The sequence below is a fragment of the Weissella sp. LMG 11983 genome, assembly GCF_025908495.1.
In the GTDB taxonomy this organism is placed as follows: domain Bacteria; phylum Bacillota; class Bacilli; order Lactobacillales; family Lactobacillaceae; genus Weissella; species Weissella fermenti.
In genome coordinates this window covers 277925-295588 of sequence record NZ_JAOZFD010000001.1, presented here as the reverse complement: position 1 = coordinate 295588, position 17664 = coordinate 277925, and the positions used below count along the sequence as shown (strand labels likewise).

Annotated in this window: 24 protein-coding genes and 1 pseudogene; 17 read left to right on the top strand and 8 right to left on the bottom strand. The window is 42.4% G+C overall.

From position 1 onward, the window contains the following. Window positions 1-13 precede the first annotated feature (13 nt). The 9 genes from ftsY to OIT45_RS01575 all read left to right on the top strand — a co-directional run bounded on the left by ftsY (window position 14) and on the right by OIT45_RS01575 (window position 5647). Complete coding sequence (gene ftsY / locus OIT45_RS01615; RefSeq protein WP_199404940.1) at window positions 14-1237, top strand: signal recognition particle-docking protein FtsY; 1224 nt, start codon at window positions 14-16, stop codon at window positions 1235-1237. Next, the gene (locus OIT45_RS01610) at window positions 1237-1578 is read left to right on the top strand and encodes a putative DNA-binding protein (protein ID WP_135797482.1); all 342 of its coding nucleotides are present in this window, start codon (window positions 1237-1239) and stop codon (window positions 1576-1578) included. The genes ftsY and OIT45_RS01610 overlap by 1 nt, the downstream gene beginning before the upstream one ends. A 3-nt stretch (window positions 1579-1581) precedes the next feature. Beyond that, window positions 1582-3045, top strand: coding sequence for a signal recognition particle protein (gene ffh / locus OIT45_RS01605; RefSeq protein ID WP_135797483.1), 1464 nt, complete (start codon window positions 1582-1584; stop codon window positions 3043-3045). 2 nt (window positions 3046-3047) lie between these two features. Then, window positions 3048-3185 carry a hypothetical protein gene (locus tag OIT45_RS01600; protein ID WP_003609076.1) on the top strand — a complete coding sequence of 46 codons (138 nt, stop codon included), beginning with the start codon at window positions 3048-3050 and terminating at the stop codon, window positions 3183-3185. A gap of 354 nt (window positions 3186-3539) precedes the next feature. Next, on the top strand, window positions 3540-3749 hold the full coding sequence (locus tag OIT45_RS01595; RefSeq protein WP_135797486.1) for a hypothetical protein: 210 nt from the start codon (window positions 3540-3542) through the stop codon (window positions 3747-3749). 51 nt (window positions 3750-3800) lie between these two features. Further along, entirely contained in the window at window positions 3801-4316 is a 516-nt protein-coding gene (locus OIT45_RS01590; protein WP_199404939.1) for a hypothetical protein, read from the top strand. A 202-nt stretch (window positions 4317-4518) separates the two neighbouring features. After that, entirely contained in the window at window positions 4519-4788 is a 270-nt protein-coding gene (rpsP, locus tag OIT45_RS01585; protein ID WP_264340012.1) for a 30S ribosomal protein S16, read from the top strand. 248 nt (window positions 4789-5036) lie between these two features. After that, the gene (locus OIT45_RS01580; protein ID WP_264339786.1) at window positions 5037-5309 is read left to right on the top strand and encodes a HipA family kinase; all 273 of its coding nucleotides are present in this window, start codon (window positions 5037-5039) and stop codon (window positions 5307-5309) included. Between the two features lie 41 nt (window positions 5310-5350). Next, window positions 5351-5647 (top strand): transposase, encoded by a 297-nt coding sequence (locus tag OIT45_RS01575; RefSeq protein WP_264330211.1) that lies wholly within the window; start codon window positions 5351-5353, stop codon window positions 5645-5647. A gap of 205 nt (window positions 5648-5852) precedes the next feature. Here OIT45_RS01575 and OIT45_RS01570 read toward each other — a convergent pair whose 3' ends face one another. The 7 genes and pseudogenes from OIT45_RS01570 to OIT45_RS12610 form a co-directional block, all read right to left on the bottom strand. After that, window positions 5853-6767, bottom strand: a complete 915-nt coding sequence (locus OIT45_RS01570; protein WP_264339785.1) for an IS3 family transposase — start codon at window positions 6765-6767, stop codon at window positions 5853-5855. Between the two features lie 234 nt (window positions 6768-7001). Further along, window positions 7002-7760: a DUF6977 family protein gene (locus tag OIT45_RS01565; RefSeq protein WP_199405047.1), complete on the bottom strand. Its 759-nt coding sequence runs from the start codon at window positions 7758-7760 to the stop codon at window positions 7002-7004. Between the two features lie 270 nt (window positions 7761-8030). After that, the gene (locus OIT45_RS01560; RefSeq protein ID WP_199405046.1) at window positions 8031-8828 is read right to left on the bottom strand and encodes a DUF3037 domain-containing protein; all 798 of its coding nucleotides are present in this window, start codon (window positions 8826-8828) and stop codon (window positions 8031-8033) included. Window positions 8829-8832: 4 nt separating this feature from the next. After that, window positions 8833-9378, bottom strand: a complete 546-nt coding sequence (locus OIT45_RS01555) for a HipA family kinase (RefSeq protein WP_319606978.1) — start codon at window positions 9376-9378, stop codon at window positions 8833-8835. Between the two features lie 11 nt (window positions 9379-9389). Continuing rightward, window positions 9390-10250, bottom strand: a complete 861-nt coding sequence (locus tag OIT45_RS01550; RefSeq protein ID WP_264329911.1) for an IS3 family transposase — start codon at window positions 10248-10250, stop codon at window positions 9390-9392. Window positions 10251-10258: 8 nt separating this feature from the next. Further along, window positions 10259-10396 (bottom strand): hypothetical protein, encoded by a 138-nt coding sequence (locus tag OIT45_RS01545; RefSeq protein WP_003610940.1) that lies wholly within the window; start codon window positions 10394-10396, stop codon window positions 10259-10261. Window positions 10397-10414: 18 nt separating this feature from the next. Next, window positions 10415-10549, bottom strand: a pseudogene (locus OIT45_RS12610) (helix-turn-helix domain-containing protein); the annotation flags it as partial. Window positions 10550-10629: 80 nt separating this feature from the next. On the opposite strand from OIT45_RS12610, the gene OIT45_RS01540 reads away from it, so the two are divergent. The 3 genes from OIT45_RS01540 (at window position 10630) to OIT45_RS01530 (ending at window position 12318) form a co-directional block, all read left to right on the top strand. Then, window positions 10630-10890, top strand: coding sequence for a transposase (locus OIT45_RS01540; protein ID WP_199404344.1), 261 nt, complete (start codon window positions 10630-10632; stop codon window positions 10888-10890). Window positions 10891-10892: 2 nt separating this feature from the next. Beyond that, entirely contained in the window at window positions 10893-11720 is an 828-nt protein-coding gene (locus OIT45_RS01535) for an IS3 family transposase (protein ID WP_264329899.1), read from the top strand. A gap of 391 nt (window positions 11721-12111) precedes the next feature. Continuing rightward, a complete protein-coding gene (locus OIT45_RS01530) occupies window positions 12112-12318 on the top strand; it encodes a hypothetical protein (RefSeq protein WP_242458288.1) in 207 nt (68 codons plus the stop codon). Between the two features lie 174 nt (window positions 12319-12492). On the opposite strand, the gene OIT45_RS01525 is transcribed toward OIT45_RS01530, so the two are convergent. Next, complete coding sequence (locus tag OIT45_RS01525) at window positions 12493-13161, bottom strand: histidine phosphatase family protein (RefSeq protein ID WP_199404639.1); 669 nt, start codon at window positions 13159-13161, stop codon at window positions 12493-12495. A 162-nt stretch (window positions 13162-13323) separates the two neighbouring features. Between OIT45_RS01525 and rimM the strand changes: the two genes are divergently transcribed. The 5 genes from rimM (at window position 13324) to OIT45_RS01500 (ending at window position 17652) form a co-directional block, all read left to right on the top strand. Continuing rightward, complete coding sequence (rimM, locus tag OIT45_RS01520; protein WP_003609063.1) at window positions 13324-13827, top strand: ribosome maturation factor RimM; 504 nt, start codon at window positions 13324-13326, stop codon at window positions 13825-13827. A 2-nt stretch (window positions 13828-13829) separates the two neighbouring features. Continuing rightward, entirely contained in the window at window positions 13830-14567 is a 738-nt protein-coding gene (gene trmD, locus OIT45_RS01515; protein ID WP_264339784.1) for a tRNA (guanosine(37)-N1)-methyltransferase TrmD, read from the top strand. Between the two features lie 124 nt (window positions 14568-14691). Continuing rightward, a complete protein-coding gene (rplS, locus tag OIT45_RS01510) occupies window positions 14692-15048 on the top strand; it encodes a 50S ribosomal protein L19 (RefSeq protein ID WP_003609058.1) in 357 nt (118 codons plus the stop codon). Window positions 15049-15254: 206 nt separating this feature from the next. Then, window positions 15255-16541, top strand: a complete 1287-nt coding sequence (locus OIT45_RS01505) for a dicarboxylate/amino acid:cation symporter (RefSeq protein ID WP_199404641.1) — start codon at window positions 15255-15257, stop codon at window positions 16539-16541. 154 nt (window positions 16542-16695) lie between these two features. Continuing rightward, the gene (locus tag OIT45_RS01500; RefSeq protein ID WP_199404642.1) at window positions 16696-17652 is read left to right on the top strand and encodes a YitT family protein; all 957 of its coding nucleotides are present in this window, start codon (window positions 16696-16698) and stop codon (window positions 17650-17652) included. Window positions 17653-17664 lie beyond the last annotated feature (12 nt).

The following is a 17664-nucleotide window of genomic DNA, read 5'->3' as shown; positions in this document are numbered from 1 at the left end:
GGGGAAATGAACAATGGGATTGTTTGATTTTTTTAAGAAAAAGCCTGAAACCCCAACTGTCAAAGTTGAAGTGTTGTACCCAAGCACATGGGAAAATGGAGAAGCACCAGCTGAGCCAACAACACTAGCGGCTGAAGTGTTGCAACCAACTGCCGATCAAGCGGTTGAGATTGTGTTGCCTACACATGAGGAGGTCGCACCTGTTGTGGCTGAACCAGAAGCTGAAACGGAAACAGTTGAACCGGTTGTAGAACCAGAGGTTGTTTCTGAGGCTGAAGCGCCAGTTACTGAAGTGACTTCGGAAACTAACTTGGATGAGGGCTTGACGAAGACACGTAAGACTTGGTCGGAGCGTTGGAATGCCTTTATGGCCAACTTCCGTTCAGTTGACGAGGATTTCTTCGAAGATTTGGAAGAAACGTTGATTGGGGCTGACGTCGGTGCCGCAACAGCGTTGCAATTGACGGATGAGTTGCGCGATGAAGTTAAGTTGAAGAACGCCAAGAGCAAGGCCGATATTTCACGTGTCATCGTTGATAAGTTGGTTGATCATTATCGTTCACAAGGTGTTAATGAAGATGCATCAATGCACTTCGCTCCTGAAGGCCCAACGGTTATTTTGTTCGTTGGTGTTAACGGGGTTGGTAAGACGACGACGATTGGTAAGATGTCTGCTCGTTATAAGGCTGAAGGCAAGAAGGTATTGTTAGCAGCTGCGGATACATTCCGTGCTGGTGCCACACAACAATTGCAAGCCTGGGGTGAGCGTAATGATATCCCAGTTGTCGCTGGTGAGCCAAATGCTGATCCGGCCTCAGTTGTGTACGACGGTGTGAAGACAGCTATTGAGACAAACGCTGATGTGTTGTTTGTTGATACGGCTGGTCGTTTGCAAAATAACGTGAACTTGATGCAAGAGTTGGCTAAGATGAAGCGCATTATCACGCGTGAGTTGCCAAATGAGCCACAAGAAGTTTTGTTGGCTTTGGATGCGACAACAGGTCAAAACGCTTTGCAACAAGCACGCTTGTTCAAGGATTCAACTGATGTGACGGGAATCGTTTTGACGAAGCTTGATGGTACTGCCAAGGGTGGTATTATCCTGCCAATTCGAAACGAGCTACACTTGCCGGTTAAGTGGGTTGGACTTGGTGAACAAGTTGGTGACTTGCAACCGTTTGACGCCGATGACTTTGCCAAGAGTTTGTTTGGTAGTTTGTTGGAGGATGAGAAGTAATGGAGCTAGAAAAGAACACGCGCTTGAATGCCTTGTTTGATTTCTATCAACCATTGCTGACGTCTAAGCAAAACGACTATTTGCAGTTGTACTACGCTGATGATTATTCGCTAGGTGAGATTGCTGAAGAATTTGAGGTCTCACGCCAAGCCGTGTATGATAATCTAAAGCGCAGCACACAATTGCTGGAAGATTATGAAACCAAGCTACACTTGTTTGCCGATTATCTTCAGCGCCAAGCTGCGGCCGAGCAATTAAACGACTATATTCAAGAAAAGTATCCCAATGATGCTGAGCTAACTCATTTAGCTGAGCGTTTGGTGACATTAGAAGAGGAGTAAACCATGGCCTTTGAAGGTTTGACGGAGCGATTGCAAAATGCCTTGAGCGGATTGCGTCGCAAGGGAAAGGTGACAGATGCGGACTTGCGCGAGACAATGCGCGAGATTCGTCTAGCATTGTTGGAAGCCGACGTTAACTTCACGGTTGTTAAGGACTTTGTTCGTAACGTTCGTGAAAAAGCGGCTGGTGCTAAGGTGTTGGATGGGTTAAATCCTGCCCAACAAATTGTGTCAATTGTTAATGATGAATTGACTGCCATGATGGGTGAGTCAGATGTGCCATTGAACGTATCTGACAAGATTCCAACGGTTATCATGATGGTTGGTTTGCAAGGAGCTGGTAAGACGACTACGGCCGGAAAGCTAGCTTTGAAGTTGAAGAACGAGAAGAACGCACGTCCATTGATGATTGCAGCCGACGTTTACCGTCCCGCTGCCATTGATCAATTGAAGACGTTGGGTGAGCAAATTGATGTGCCTGTTTTTGAAATGGGAACAGACGCTGATCCACGTGAAATCGTGCGCCAAGGTTTGGCCAAGGCGGCTGAATTGAAGTCAGATTACGTCTTCATTGACGCGGCTGGTCGTTTGCAAATCGACGAAGCGTTGATGCAAGAGTTGGCTGACGTTAAGGAAATCGCTAACCCAGATGAAATCTTGTTGGTTGTCGATGCCATGACTGGACAAAACGCAGTGGAAACGGCTGAAGGCTTTAACGAGCGCTTAGACGTTACTGGTGTTGTTTTGACCAAGTTGGATGGTGATACACGTGGTGGAGCGGCTTTGTCAATTCGTGCCGTTACGGGTAAGCCAATCAAGTTCGTCGGTCAAGGTGAGAAGATGGCTGATTTGGATGTCTTCTATCCAGATCGTATGGCCAGCCGTATCCTTGGTATGGGTGACTTGTTGACGTTGATTGAAAAGGCCCAAAAGGACTTTGACGAAAAGCAAGCAGCCGAGACAATGGAAAAGATGAAGTCAAACACGTTTGACTTTAACGACTTCATTGCCCAAATGGATCAAGTGCAAAACATGGGACCAATCGAAGACTTGTTGAAGATGATTCCAGGTATGGCTAATAATCCAGCTTTGGCCAACGTAAAGGTTGACCCTAAGGATATGGCGCACATTAAGGCCATTGTGATGTCAATGACACCTGCTGAGCGTGAGAACCCAGATTTGTTGAACCCATCACGTCGTCGTCGTTTGGCGGCTGGTGCTGGGCGTCCAGTTGTTGAAGTTAACCGTTTGATTAAGCAATTCAATGAAATGAAGAAGATGATGAGCGGTATGATGAACGGTAACATGGCCGGCATGGAACAAATGATGGGTGCCATGGGTGGCGGCATGCCAGGAATGCCAGGTGGAATGCCTGGTATGGGCGGTGGCCTAAAGGGCAAGATGGCAAACATGGCGATGAAGCAAATGGCTCGTCGTATTCAAAAGAATAAGAAGAAGCGTCGTTAATTATGGGTCGTTATTTACTAGATGATAAGACGAAAGCCATGAACGTAAAGTACCAATCTGAAAAGAAGGGTGCCGTTTCAAAGGCTGATAAGGTAGCTATGTTGCGTGAGCAAATGCTAGCTAAGAAGAATAAGAAGTAATCAATTAGGTCGGAGATTATATCTCTGGCCTTTTTTGTCGGCGTTTTGTTCAGAAAATCGTTACAGTTTCATCCTGAAAATATCGCACCTATCAGCGATACTATAAACATCGATCACCCGCTAGCGACGAAATAAACTCATGCGCATGGGTTTGTTTCACTTATTGTGATCACAATTTGCAAAAGGCTCAATTGTCGCGACGGTGATAATCGGGTCTTTTATTTTTTGAAAACGTTTTCAAAAATTCATAAATTAAGTGATTTACATTAACGCTTTAGAAAAGCAATCGTCGTTATCTAGTTGTAAACTAACTGTAATAAATAAAGTTAGGACATATCTAGGGGGAATACGATTATGGAAACACGTGTCACACATGCTCGGCGCACGCGAACGATTGCTACGGCGCTAGTATTGGTGTTTGGTTTGTTGCTATTTGCTGGTGTTGTAACAGCGTTGGAAACAACAGCTATTGCTGCACAACAAAGTAGTGATTTGGTTACATCTGAAGTATTAACGACAATGTCGACCTCAGAAGTAACGGCTGAACAAGTTATTGCAAAATAAGCTAGATAGGCTCAGGCGACTGAGCTTATTTTTTTGAAATGGTACGTGCGTATGAAACAAAAGATACAATTGAAGGAAGCAAGCAGGTGGTTTAGCATGGGGCTGCTTTTGGGGATGGTAGGCGTTGGACTGACAATTGGCGGGTTAGAAATTAAAGAGCGCCGTGCGGAGGCACAACGAGTAACTGTCACCCATGATGAAAAAAAGGCTTTGCCGATTAAAATTGGTTCCGCGCAACCGCTAAAATTAGCCGATACACCAGTTAAAGTTGATCCAAATGTTCAACATTTGACGATGGAACAACGTATCGCCTTGATGATGTTATCTGCTGGGGTAACCGTGGGTGATGATACGAAGCTATATGCATCGCCCCAGGGGAATGGTGAGACTTGGCTGCTTGACGGCGACGGCAATAAACTCATCACCTTAAAATTTATTGACGGAACAAAACGATCGGTAACGTTTATGGATGGTCGAACGGTGGATGTCGATCTGAATCAAGCGTACACGTCGTTGCATGCGACGCAAGCTTATCGTGATTTAACTGATAATATTATCGTTGAATAGCTGAAAGTGGTTGTTTTCTATTTAAATTTTTCACAGAGTGCGCTAAAATATTAACCTATTGCAAGTGAAGTAGCGCCTCGAGACCGCCAAAACGTTGATTTTTGAAGAAATTTCAACGTGTAAAGGAAAAACACTTTACAGGCACTCGAGAAACTGTTATTATAATTCTTGTAGAAAAACAACTGGAGGAAAATAAACATGGCTGTTAAGATTTCGTTTGAAGCGCATGGGTTCAAAGAAGCGCCCATTCTACCGTGTGGTAGTTGCTGACTCACGTTCACCACGTGATGGTCGATTCATCGAAACTGTTGGTACGTACAACCCATTGGTTGAGCCTGCCGAAGTTAAGTTGAACGAAGAATTGGTATTGTCATGGTTGAACAACGGTGCTCAACCATCAGATACTGTTAAGAACTTGTTGTCTAACGCAGGCATCATGAAGAAGTTCCACGAAGCTAAGTTCTCAAAGTAATTTGAGTGCTGTCAGACCGGCGTTTACGCCAGTTATGGGGACTGATGGGACCAACAATTTGAAACCTTCAGTTCGCTTGGAACTTTTTGAGCTAGTCTTTCTTGGACTAGCTCTTTTTTAAAATATAATCATAAAAGTAATGCTTATTATGAGATGCTTTTGCTTTTCGTCGCTTTTGGTAAGCTCATTAGCACTTTAAATGCGTGAAATATGGTAGTATGGGGTATATTTGTATACGAGGATGGGACATGAAACGGGTTATCAAATTTTACGAAATAATGAGGGTTGGGATGACACGCCCCGTTCGAGTCGAAGCTGAAGATCATAAACAGTATGTAATGAAATATATTCATGACGATTATGATGGTAAGTTTTTGTTTAACGAACTTGTTGCGGGTCGTCTTGCTAAGTTGTTGGGGTTGCCTATACCTGATTTCGATGTAGGTCTCCTACCTACATCGTTAGTAGAAGAAACCACGGAGTTAAAAGATGTTAACGCAGTCCGTGGCGCCGTGAACTGAACCCCATGAGTTGGAGCAAATCTAACTCATGGGGTTTTTGTATGTTTTCAAAAGAAATTCAAATAGAAGCAGTTTCTCTGTACCTCAAAGGTGTACCGACTGTTGAAATACGCAAGAAATTCGGAATTAAGGGATCATCAACGCTTGGAATCTGGGTGGACTCCATAAAACGTGACGGAGTATATGGAATTAAAGATTCCCATAGAAAGCAGACAAGTTATCCGTATTCCGGCTCTGATGTCAAGACTCCGGACCTCTTTTTAGAGCCCGCTAGGGCTCGTACCACGAAAATTTTTCAAAATGACCTGATTTCGTACAGATTTTGGGTCATTTTTTAATGGGGTCCGGGGTTTTGCCCCTGTGCCTGCCGGAGGCTATGGAGTTACGGTGGTCTAGTTTGGATTTTGTTGAATTTCACAAGTCTGAGGGTATAGCAAATAAGCACTTGTCAGAGTGATTTTTGGACTTCACAAAGTCAGTGCTTGTAAACGCCGGTGTATAGGCAAATTTGTATAATCGCGTTTATGTCATCTAGAAATTGGTCTAGGCGGCATCACGGAGTGATATACGATTGTTGTTATACCAGTTGACGTACCATCCAACAGCGGCTTGCACATCAGCGATACTCTCGAAATCCTGTTGGTAGATCAGCTCCCTCTTGAGTAACGAGTGAAAACTTTCGATGCGGGCATTATCGTAAGGGTGCCCTTTACGGGAGTAAGAGTGCCTAATACCTATGGACTCCAGTGTATTTTCAAACAATTCGCTGGTATACTGGCTTCCCATATCGCTATGCACATACAGTGGTTTTTCACCTCGTCTTAGCGCCTTAACGATTACTGAGGTTGCTAGTTGAGCTGTCATCGTATCTGCAATTCGATACGACAGCACCTTACGGTCTTCCGGATCATATGCACTAGCCATGTAAACCCATGTCTTATCGGTCAACTGGATATACGTAATGTCAGTTGTAATTACGCCACTTAGGTCATCCAGATTGATAATGAGATTTGGCATCTGATCTTTGTCATTGACTGTTGTAGGCTTGTTATATCGCTTTTGCATACGCGATTTCAAGCCAGCTTCACTCATCAATTGCCATACAAAGCGGTCGCTGATTGCTAGTTTGAATAAGTCGCGCATGGTTTTAGCAATTCGTCGATAACCATAAATGCCTTTATTGGCTGTGTAAATTGATTCGACGGCAATTCTCAATTTGTTGTGTTGTATTTCTTGTGCGCTCGGCTCCCAATGGATCCAGTCAGAGTAAGTGGACATTGGAATTTTCAAAGCACTCAGAACGCGTGTGATGCGGTGCCCCTGTACCAAATTTTTGTGGATAATTGGAATTGAATTGGCTGAAGGACCGTATTCCTTGGATAATTCATCGGGCCGACGGCCCGCTTTAACCATCTCCACGATGGACTTTTTAAAGTCCTCTTCATAACCTGTAACCATAAATAAAAATACTCCTATGATGATATTTTACCAAACTAGAAAAACTAGTCCGGAATCTCATCATAAGAGCAAACTTAATTTTTTCTTTTTCTAGTTTTCCTCTCGGTACCAATCCTATTGCCCGAATTGAGGCTAAATTTTCGGTAGGTGTAAAATGTACTAAGTTCTGTATTCCACGTTCATAAAAAAATTTTTTTATTTGATCTCTATTTACCATTTTCGTTCCATTTATTATTAAAACAAGCTCTGTTGTTTTTGTTGATAGTGCTTAAATTTATCGTGTTCCGCTTCCAAAATCGATCCATATAGTTGAGGCATCAATAAAGGATTATTAACAAAAAATAGTATTTCGGAATTAGTTATTCCTGCACGACGCAAACTCACAAATATAGCAGCTGATCTAGCTTGAGTATTAAAAGGCCCCTTAACTTTGTCGTATGCAATTTTCTGGTTAAATTCAATATCCGTAAAAGTATCATATTCAAGAAGTTGTTCAGACAAATCTTGATTTTGAACTAGTGCTTTTAAGTAAAGTGAATCATAAAACATAGATTTAGGTTCTAAAGGCCATTCTTTCCCAGCATATTCGAATCCGGTTAAAGCGGACTTTTCCATCCTAATTCTTCTTTTAGCTTCCACCGGAGACAAATTTAATATTCCTTGAACCTTCTCTTTATTATTTCCAAATTGCTTACTAGATTGAAACGCGTTCTCAATCACAATTCCATCCACCGTTAAATTAAACGCACTAAGTTTTGTAGCAAAATCAAAATTGTCAGATTTTGTTGATATTTCTAAAACTTTTTTACTTGGGTAGATTTCATTAACCGCACTTCGTAACGAAATTGATGATTTTTGTTTTTGTTTCCAGTTTAATCCCATATACCAAACAAAATCGATTACCTCCTCACCATAAGGCAAATTTTTATTCAATTGCCAATTATCCACCGAAAAAAAAACTACTCGTCTTCCTTTCGCTTCATTATTACCCATCTACAGCACTCTTCCTTTCTATGCTTGCGTTTATGATTTATACAGTTTAGCAGTTTTATTTTTATTAAAAGCATCGTCCCGCCCAAAAGTGCTTCTATAATGAATTAATCACAAAGAGGCCATCTTTTATGAACTTGAAAAATGATTTCTCAAGTTTATAAATAAAACATTTCTCCTATATTACACGTTCCTTAAAGTCCGTCATACATTTTTGGTGATTCATGATGACTACAACGAAAAACGAGGCACATTGTGCCTCGTTTTTCGTTGCTAAGCTATTGTCTCTGAAAAATTAGACAACCCCATAACTGTAATTTGTACATGTACAGACTGTTCTATTTCATTTAGATACTGTTTAAGTTGTTCAAAATCCACCTGATATTCTTCTTCATGTACCGTAACAACATTAATTTTTTCAATTTGAAAGTTTTTAACTGCAGTCTGAATATCAAAGACAATACCTTTCAAATAATTCTTCAAAGATGTTTCTCTCGCATAGTCAAATGTAATAGTTTTCGTGGGTATGCCATCTACTTCAAAATCGAACACTTCATCATTGTTAAAAGCCCCCCTAGCTGTCGACCTTTCTCTCTTAAGTCCAGCCGCTTTAACCTGTTTGCTTAACAAAGACTTAGCACGTTGTGGGGTAATTCTAGATGCAGGCGCTTTATCGTAGTATAGATATAAATCCACAATCTCGTCCACATCATTTTTCAAATCAGCATTTTCAGATTCAACAGTATTTACGGAATCAAATCTAAACTCATTAGCAAACGATTGAGTTCGTAATGTCAAGAAATCAGGATCGGAAATTCTGTCCATTAAAAACCTGTTATTATCCAGAGACCCCTCATCAAAGGTGAATTCATATTCCAAAGAATCCATTACCATTGCAAAATAATCTTTATCGTACTCATCATCAAAAGTGCTAACTCTTCTCGAATTCTTAATCTTAAAGAACTGCGCCAATTTCAAATCTGGAACATGAATGGCCACACCAACAATTATATTTTCAGCTCGAACCAGGTTAGGTGTGTAACGTAGCACACTGTATTTAATTTGTGTCATCGCATTATACCTTTCCTTTCCAATCCAAACCTGTTTTCAACACATTTTCTAAATCTTCCGCATGCTCATATTGAAAAACCAGAAACTCTTCCATCGCTGCTAGATCATCATCAGATATCCCCCAATCATCAGGTATATCTTTCAATACATCTAACACATCTTCTCTATCTAAGCTTTTCCAACGTGCCGCAATTGAATAAAATGGCGCTGAAACACCAATTTTGTCCAGCAAAATTTTATACAAACTACCTTCAAACTCCGGTAACAAAGGTTGAGGAACAATTTCATCCTGTTTCAACGAAATAGCATTCCAAAGTTGTCCAATGCGAAATACGTGTGTATGGTCCAAAATCATAAGCTTCTTTGTATTTTCGTCAACAAACCAATTCCCCGTATTTTCACCACGATCGGAATTATTTACCAATTGATCAAAAAAGAAAATCTTTGCAAAGTCGCTATTATTTCGAACACGCTCTAGCATTTTCCCATTAATAAGGGTAATACCTCTACGATATTCAGATAAGAAAACGGTGAACTGAACCCCAAAAATTGGAGTGAAGTTTAAGCGGCTAACTGGTCGGAAAGATTTCGGTATTGAACCGGAGTTCTTCCGGCCAGTTTTGTTTTTATCCGCTTATTGTTGTAGTAATAGACATAGTTAGTTATGGCGGACTTTAATTCGTCATAACTTTGATAGTGGTTGTTATGTACCGTTCCTACCTTCAAGATGTGGAAGATACTCTCAGCCATTGCGTTATCTAGGCATGTCGCTTTGCGACTCATGCTTTGGAACACACGGTTAGTCTTTAGCCGTGATACATACTCATAATTTTGATATTGGAAACCTTGGTCAGAGTGAATTGTCATTCGATAATTCAATTCTGGCCTATTTTGTAGAAGCTCATCTAATGGCTTTGTGACGAACTCGACAGTTGGATGAATATCGATATTCCAAGTGAGAATCTCACCACTATAAACATCAATATAGGCGGTGAAATAAGCACGTTCAGCCATCGTGCCTGATCCCCAACGGACTTCAGTGACGTCGGTGAGAACCTTCTGATATGGTCGATCCGTTGTGAACCGACGGTTTACACGATTCGGTGAGATATGTCCGACAGTGCCGGCGTAAGAATTGTACTTCCGTGTCAGACGGTTGAAAGCAGTACAGAGAAGCCCGTTCATCTTCATAATTTTCAGCACAACCTTATGGTTGGTGTTGAAGCCACGATTACGAAGCTCTTGTGTGACACGACGGTAACCGTAGTCCGGGTTGTCATCACGAATTGATATAATCTCATCAATTAACTCACGTGGATACTCCTTGTACGCACGCTTGCACGCGTCATGATAACTACTGCTAGACATCTCGGCTACTTGAAGAAGCAGCTTCAACTTGCACTTCAACTCTTGCCTTAGCACAGTGATTACTACCGCTTTGTCTTGGTTTGTAATTTCTTCTTTTCCTGAGCTAAGGCCTCGAGTTTTTCCAAGTAGGCTACCTTAATTCGAAGTAGTTCATTCTCTTCTTCGAGCTTCTTGATCTTGTCGTGTTCTTGCTTATTCATAGTTCGTTTCCGCCTTCGTTTATCAGGTTTTAGCCGACCAGACTCCAACGCACGTTCCCACTGCCAAATCAACGAAGGGCTAGTCACCCTGAACTTTCTCGCTGCTACAGGATAAGACGCGTGATGTGTAAGTCGCCAATTAATTACCTTGATTTTAAAGGATGCTCTTATGATGAGATTCCGGACTAGTTTTTCTAGTTTGGTAAAATATCATCATAGGAGTATTTTTATTTATGGTTACACGTTATGAAGAGGACTTTAAAAAGTCCATCGTGGAGATGGTTAAAGCGGGCCGTCGGCCCGATGAATTATCCAAGGAATACGGTCCTTCAGCCGATTCAATTCGGAATTGGGTCAAAAAATATGCGCCTGTAGAAGTGAATGGCGAATCAATATCAGCTGATGAATTGAAGAAGTTGCGTAAGGAAAACGCAATTTTGAAAGAAGAGCTCGAAATTTTAAAACGTGCGGCGGTGTTGCTGGCAAAACATTAGTTTTGCGCGGTAGAAGTGTTGTTTTACCAATTATCCACAAAAATTTGGTACAGGGGCACCGCATCACACGCGTTCTGAGTGCTTTGAAAATTCCAATGTCCACTTACTCTGACTGGATCCATTGGGAGCCGAGCGCACAAGAAATACAACACAACAAATTGAGAATTGCCGTCGAATCAATTTACACAGCCAATAAAGGCATTTATGGTTATCGACGAATTGCTAAAACCATGCGCGACTTATTCAAACTAGCAATCAGCGACCGCTTTGTATGGCAATTGATGAGTGAAGCTGGCTTGAAATCGCGTATGCAAAAGCGATATAACAAGCCTACAACAGTCAATGACAAAGATCAGATGCCAAATCTCATTATCAATCTGGATGACCTAAGTGGCGTAATTACAACTGACATTACGTATATCCAGTTGACCGATAAGACATGGGTTTACATGGCTAGTGCATATGATCCGGAAGACCGTAAGGTGCTGTCGTATCGAATCGCAGATACGATGACAGCTCAACTAGCAACCTCAGTAATCGTTAAGGCGCTAAGACGAGGTGAAAAACCACTGTATGTGCATAGCGATATGGGAAGCCAGTATACCAGCGAATTATTTGAAAATACACTGGAGTCCATAGGTATTAGGCACTCTTACTCCCGTAAAGGGCACCCTTACGATAATGCCCGCATCGAAAGTTTTCACTCGTTACTCAAGAGGGAGCTGATCTACCAACAGGATTTCGAGAGTATCGCTGATGTGCAAGCCGCTGTTGGATGGTACGTCAACTGGTATAACAACAATCGTATATCACTCCGTGATGCCGCCTAGACCAATTTCTAGATGATATAAACGCGATTATACAAATTTGCCTATACACCGGCGTTTACAAGCACTGACTTTGTGAAGTCCAAAAATCACTCTGACCAGTGCTTATTTGCTATACCCTCAGACTTGTGAAATTCAACAAAATCCAAACTAGACCACCGTAACTCCATAGCCTCCGGCAGGCACAGGGGCAAAACCCCTGGACCCCATTAAAAAATGACCCAAAATCTGTACGAAATCAGGTCATTTTGAAAAATTTTCGTGGTACGAGCCCTAGCGGGCTCTAAAAAGAGGTCCGGAGTCTTGACATCAGAGCCCACCATCAATTGACGAGCAAACGCAAAAGTCAATTGATGACATCATCAAGGCTGGTCAAGACAACAAGAAGGCTGAATTGGAAGCCAAGACGAAGGAAACGCAAGCTAAGGCCGATGCCGACGCTAAGATTACAGCAGCGAACGCCGAAGCTGAAGCAAACAACAAGATAAACGCGTCAATTAACGACCAAACGATTGCTTACATGGAGGCGCAAGCTCGCTTGAAGCACGGTTGGGTCACGGTTCAAACGAATGATGCCATGGTTGATGCAACAGGTAACTAACGATGGGATTCTTTATTTTTAGAATTATTTTAGCGATTGCTATTATTGCAGCATCATATATGGGGTACAAGGCCTATGAAGCATACAAGCATGATCAAAACCCAAAAGATAAGCACCATCATGAGGATGATATATAGTAAAAACCCGATGCATTTTGCGGCATCGGGTTTTTGTTTACCATTCAGTTGTCGTGTCATTAAACGTATCAATGTGAAGTCCGTCTTCGTCAAGTTGCCAAGTGGTAACCGAACCGTTTTCGGGCTCAACGCCTTTGTATTCAGACCCGGCGAAACGGTTGGTCAGGTTAATCAACAAAATACCGTGAACTACCAGCAAGATGTTATCGCCATCTTTGTGAGTTTGTAGTAGGGTATCAAGACCGTTATTAATTCGCGTCCAAAACATGTTGGCATCTTCAGCATCGCCAGCTGGGTCAGCCTCACGGAAAGCATTCATTAGTTCGCTGCTGTCCATGCTTTGAATCAAATCACCGTAAGTTGTATCAGCAGGCAAACCAAGTACGTTAGCTAACTCATGGCCAGCTTCAACGCCAGATAGTCCGTCAAAAGAACCGAAGAATTGTTCACGGAAATCAGGTAGTTCAACCAAATCCTGGCTGTCACCAGTTAGATTGGCATCCATCACATAACGAGCGGTTTGTGCCGCACGGGCTAGGTCTGAAGAGTAGACGCCATCAAAGTGAACGTGACGCAGACGCTCGCCAGCAGCCTGTCCATCTGCAATCCCTTTTTCCGTTAGCGGTGCGTTGGTCCAGCCTTGCATACGACGATACTTGTTTAGATAAGTTTGGCCGTGACGAACCATATAGACATTAATACTCATAAAATTATCCCCCGTTTGTATGCCTCTAGTTTAGCAAATATGACAGGATTATTCTTGTTTAGTTGGGACAAAAATTAAGGTATACTAGAAGTTAGCAAATTAACCGAAAACTTTACTGTAATGAGTAAAGATGAAACTAACAGTAAGAGGAAGACTGATATTATGGCTTTGTACAAAGTAGGAACAATCGTTAATACACACGGTATCCGTGGTGAAGTCCGTGTGATTGCAACGACTGACTTTCCGGAAGAACGTTTCCAAAAGGGTAGCAAGCTAATCATCGATGGCAAGACACCAGTTGAAGTTGAGATTGCAACGGTTCGTAACCACAAGCAATTTGTCTTGTTGTCATTCAAGGATTTGCAAAACATTAACTTGGTTGAGCAATACAAGACGCACGACTTGATGGTGCCTGAAGAAGCACTTCAAGATTTGGCAGATGATGAATATTACTACCACGAAATCGTTGGTTTGGATGTCGTGGATAACGCAACCGGTAAGACGCTTGGTAAGGTAGCTGAAATCATGGAGTTGCCAGCCAACGACGTATGGGTCGTGAAGGCCAAGGGACAAGATGATATTTTCTTGCCATACATTGAAAACGTTGTGACTGAAATTGATCTTGATGCAGGTGTTGCTAAGGTCAACATGCTTGAGGAAATTTAATCATGCGCATTGATGTTTTAAGTTTATTCCCAAATATGTTTACGCCGATGCGTGAATCAATTATCGGTAAGACGATTGAGCGTGGCTTGGTGGACTTCAAAGTGACGGACTTCCGTGACTTTACGGACAACAAGCACAACAAGGTTGATGACGAAATTTATGGTGGTGGTCAAGGTATGTTGTTGATGCCACAGCCTATTTTCGACGCGATGGATGCCATTGAATCAGAGGCTGGTTCACGTGGCCGTGTTATTTTGATGGACCCAGCTGGTAAGACATTCAACCAAGAAATGGCTGAAGAACTTTCTAAGGAAGACCACTTAACCTTTATCGCTGGTCACTACGAAGGGTACGATGAACGTATTCGTGATTTGGTGACTGACGAAATTTCACTTGGTGACTTTGTGTTAACCGGTGGTGAACTTGGTGCGATGGTGGTCATCGATGCGACAGTTCGCTTGTTGGATGAAGCGTTGGGTGATCAAATGTCAGCCGTTGATGATTTATTCTCAACTGGCTTGCTTGAGTATCCGCAATACACACGTCCTGCCGATTTCCGTGGCATGAAGGTGCCTGATGTGTTGATGTCAGGTCACCACGCTAATATTGCAAAGTGGAAGAAGAAGGAGGCCTTGCGCCGCACGTACCTTCGTCGCCCAGATTTGCTTGAAAATTACGACTTTACGAAGGAAGAGCGCCAATTGCTCAACGAAGTAAAGGACGAAGAAGCGAATAAGTAGGATTAAGACTTGTTAAAGGACACCAGAGATGATATTATTATTTCTGGTGTTTTATTCACCAAAAAATAAACCCGATAATCCGCTGGCCAGGTGGTGAAATGATTGTCGACTAGGAGATTTGATTATGCGTCAAAACGCTTTGCTAGAAAAGTTGGTTGCTGATCAATTGCGTACGGACATTCCTGAGTTCCGTGCCGGTGATTCAGTTCGTGTCCACGCTCGAATCGTTGAAGGTTCACGTGAGCGTGTGCAAATGTTCGAAGGTGTTGTTATCAAGCGTAAGGGTACTGGCATCCAAGCTACGTACACTGTTCGTAAGATTTCTAACGGTGTTGGTGTGGAGCGTACGTTCCCATTGCACTCACCACGTGTTGACAAGATCGAAGTGACTCGTCACGGTCGTGTACGTCGCGCTAAGTTGTACTACTTGCGTGCATTGCACGGTAAGGCTGCTCGTATCCGCGAAGCACGCCGTGCCTAATGACATTACGTCATTAAGCAATAAGAAAGCTGATTCCGTTTGGAATCAGCTTTTTTTGTTGCGCTTATGGATATTTAATTAGTAAAACGTTTAATGATAAAAATATAATTTTATTAGGGTTAATTTCATAATTTGTTATGAAAAAGGCGTGAAATAGTGTAAACTATAACGAGTGATATTTTCTATAAGGATTGGGTTTTCATATAATGAGCGAGCAAAAAACAAAGAAGCAAAAGCGAAGCATTGGGCTTGGCTGGCGCATTTTGTTAGGGCTGGTTGTCGGAATTATTTTGGGCGTTATTTTCTACCAAAATAAGACGGCGATTACGGCCATGCAAAACATCGGATCAATGTTTATTGGATTGATTCAAATGATTGTGTTGCCAATTGTTTTGTCTAGTTTGACAGCTGGTATTGCCAAGATGGGTGATATGCACAAGCTAGGTCGTATTGGTGGTAAGACAATTATCTACTTCGAAGTATTGTCAACGTTGGCAATTGTCATTGGTTTGCTGGCTGGAAATATTTTCCAACCAGGTGCCCATGTTGATATCCACAATTTGCAAGCATCAAACATCAGTTCATACTTGAGTTCCGCTAAGGAAGCTGGAGAACACGGTGTTTGGGCGACGTTGATGGATATTATTCCAACGAACTTCTTTGGCTCATTGGCTGAAGACAAGATGTTGCAAGTTATCTTCTTCGCTGTATTCTTTGGTCTGGGTACGGCGGCCATCGGTCCTAAGGGTCAAATTATTATTGATTTCTTGGACGCTGTTGCCGAGGTTATGTTTAAGGTGACAAACTGGGTCATGCAAGTTGCGCCAATTGGTGTTGGTGCCTTGATTGGGGCAACGGTTGCCCAAATGGGTGTTAGCTCATTGGGGTCACTCGGGTTCTTTATCTTCATCGCCTACATCACGATGATTTTCTTCATTTTGGTTGTTTTGGGTGGTGTCTTGCACTTCTTCGGTGTCAACATTTGGACATTGATCAAGGTGTTGAAGGAAGAAATCATTCTGGCGTTCACGACTGCCTCTTCAGAAGCGACTTTGCCACGTATTGTGTCAAAGATGGAGAAGTTTGGGGTTAGCCAAGGTGTTGTCTCATTCGTTGTGCCAACTGGCTATACGTTTAACTTGGATGGATCAGCCATCTACCAAGCGTTGGGTGCATTGTTTATGGCCCAAGCATATGGTATTCACTTGTCTGTTCAACACCAATTGACATTATTGGTCGTGTTGATGATTACCTCAAAGGGCATGGCAGGTGTGCCAGGAGCATCATTCGTGGTGTTGTTGGCAACTGTTTCAACGATTGGGGTGCCAGTACAAGGTTTGGCCTTTATTGCCGGTATTGATCGTTTGGTCGACATGGGTCGTACAGTGGTTAACGTTGTTGGTAACTCAGCTGCCTCAATCGTTATTTCAAAGTCAGAAAAGGATTTTGATGAAGAAAAGAGCTTGCGATATGTCGCAGCAATGAACGACTAAAAGTGATGACGGAACCTTGCAGATGCAAGGTTCCGTTTTTGCGATTTTGAAGTGTTTCAATATGTTGTCAAACCTGACATCTAGTGTGGTCTAACCGTGAAAACTGTGTGATAATATAGGGACGATTAAAAAACGACGTAAGGAGGCGGCACTTGTGAACATTGCACGTGTACGTGAGTATGGACTAAAGGCAATTGTCTTCGTAACAGCATCGGTTTTGGTTGCTATTTCGATGAATAATTTCTTTATCCCAAATAATATCTTCTCCGGCGGATTTAACGGAGTTGCACAGCTGCTGAGTTTGTTCTTCAAAGCAGTATTTGGTATCCACGTTGAAGTTGGAGCCATTATCATGGCCGTTAATATCCCGTTAGCCATTGCTGGTTGGATTTACGCTGGACGAGAATTTACGATTCTATCATTTTTGAATAACTTCTTTGCGTCGTTCATGCAAATTATGTTGCCAAAGCAAACGCTGGTTGCACATGAGCCGATTTTGGCTGGTTTGTTTGGGGGGCTGCTACTAGGGGTGGCGATCGGTATCACATTTAAGTTGGGATTCTCAACCGGTGGTATGGATATTGTGGCGATGATTGTTCAAAAGACGACAGGAAAGTCAATTGGGTTCATCAACCTGTTTATTAACGGGTTTGTTGTTGTCATCGCGGGTTCATTTATTGGCTGGCAAAACGCGATGTACACGATTATTGGTATCTATGCGACGTCGGTTGCGGTTGATTCAATTCACACACGTCACCAAAAGTTGACGGCATTCATTGTCACGAAGCGTTCTGACGAAGTGGTCAAAGCGCTACAAGAAGATTTGATTCGTGGTATTACGATTTTGCCTTCAGTGGGGGCTTACACACGTGAACCAAAAACAACGTTGATGATGGTTTTGTCACGTTATGAATTAACTGAGATGGAGCGTTTAACGAAGTCGGTTGATCCAGATGCCTTTATCAATATTGTTAATACCGTCAACGTTTCAAACAACTTCTGGAACGAGGATTTGCAAAGTCAAATTCGCCGTGAGCGACTAGCGGCACAAGCACAAATTACCGGGGCATTGAATTTGGATGCTGAGGCTGATAAGCTAATGAATAAGTAGAAAAGAAAGAGG